Genomic DNA, 1509 nt, shown 5'->3' on the forward strand with positions numbered 1-1509 from the left:
GCCTCGTACGCCTCACGCACCGTCCGCAGCACATCGGCGATCTTCACCCCGCCACGCAGCGCGATGTCATCAGCCGTCTGGATCACCGGACCATCCAGCACCGGATCACTGTGCGGCAACCCGATCTCCACCACGTCCGCGCCACCCGCGATGACAGCCTTCACCGCCTCGATCCCACCGTCCACCGTCGGGAAACCCGCCGGGAGATAAGCCACCAGCGCCGCACGGTCCTCGGACTTCGCCTTCGCCAGAGTGCGGGCAAGGAGTTCGATGTTCCCCGTGTGCGTGCCCGTGCTCACTTGGTGGCCCCTTCGGTGGCTTCGGTGGCTTCGGTTCCGTCGTAGAGCCCGAAGTAACGGGCCGCCGTGTCCATGTCCTTGTCACCACGACCGGACAGATTGACGATGATCAGCCCGTCCCGGCCCAGCTCCCTGCCCAGATCCAGCGCACCCGCCAGCGCGTGCGCCGACTCGATCGCCGGAATGATGCCCTCCGTACGCGACAGCAGCCGCAACGCCCGCATCGCCTGGTCATCGGTCACCGCCCGGTACTCCGCCCGGCCCGAATCCTTCAGGAACGCGTGCTCCGGACCGATACCCGGATAGTCCAGACCCGCCGAGATCGAATACGGCTCGGTGATCTGACCCTCCTCGTCCTGAAGGACGTACGACCGCGAACCGTGCAGGATCCCCGGCTCACCCGCGCTCAGCGTCGCCGCGTGCTCACCCGTCTCGATGCCGTGACCCGCCGGCTCGAAGCCCACCAGCCGCACCTCCGCATCCGGAATGAACGCGTGGAAAAGACCGATCGCGTTCGAACCGCCACCCACACACGCCGCGACCGCGTCCGGCAGACGACCCGCCCGCTCCAGAATCTGACGGCGCGCCTCCACACCGATCACCCGGTGGAAGTCACGCACCATCGCCGGGAACGGATGCGGACCCGCGACCGTACCGAACAGGTAATGCGTACGGTCCACATTCGCGACCCAGTCACGGAACGCCTCATTGATCGCGTCCTTCAACGTCCGCGAACCCGACGTCACCGCGATGACCTCAGCACCCAGCATCCGCATCCGCGCCACATTCAGCGCCTGCCGCTCCGTGTCGATCTCACCCATGTAAATGGTGCATTCCAGACCGAACAACGCACACGCCGTGGCCGTGGCCACCCCGTGCTGACCCGCACCCGTCTCCGCGATCACCCGCGTCTTGCCCATGCGCTTGGTCAGCAACGCCTGACCCAGCACATTATTGATCTTGTGCGAACCCGTGTGGTTCAGGTCCTCACGCTTCAGGTAGACCGTCGCCCCACCCGCGTGCTCCGCGAACCGCGGCACCTCGGTCAGAGCACTGGGACGACCCGTGTAATTCACGAGCAGATCATTCAGCTCAGCCGCGAACGCCGGATCAACCTTCGCCTTCTCATACTCAGCGGCAACCTCGTCCACCGCGGCGACCAACGCCTCCGGAATGAACTTGCCACCGAAATCACCGAAATAGCCCTCGG

2 protein-coding genes are annotated in these 1509 nt (G+C 65.7%); both read right to left on the bottom strand.

The window, feature by feature from the left end:
- On the bottom strand, positions 1-299 hold a 299-nt coding region (locus QMF80_RS37855; protein WP_283461961.1), incomplete at its 3' end, for a tryptophan synthase subunit alpha.
- Positions 296-1509 (bottom strand): tryptophan synthase subunit beta (gene trpB / locus QMF80_RS37860; protein ID WP_283461962.1); only part of this gene is annotated, 1214 nt, incomplete at its 5' end. The genes trpB and QMF80_RS37855, both read right to left, overlap by 4 nt.

The sequence above is a fragment of the Streptomyces sp. G-G2 genome (assembly GCF_030063135.1).
GTDB lineage: Bacteria > Actinomycetota > Actinomycetes > Streptomycetales > Streptomycetaceae > Streptomyces.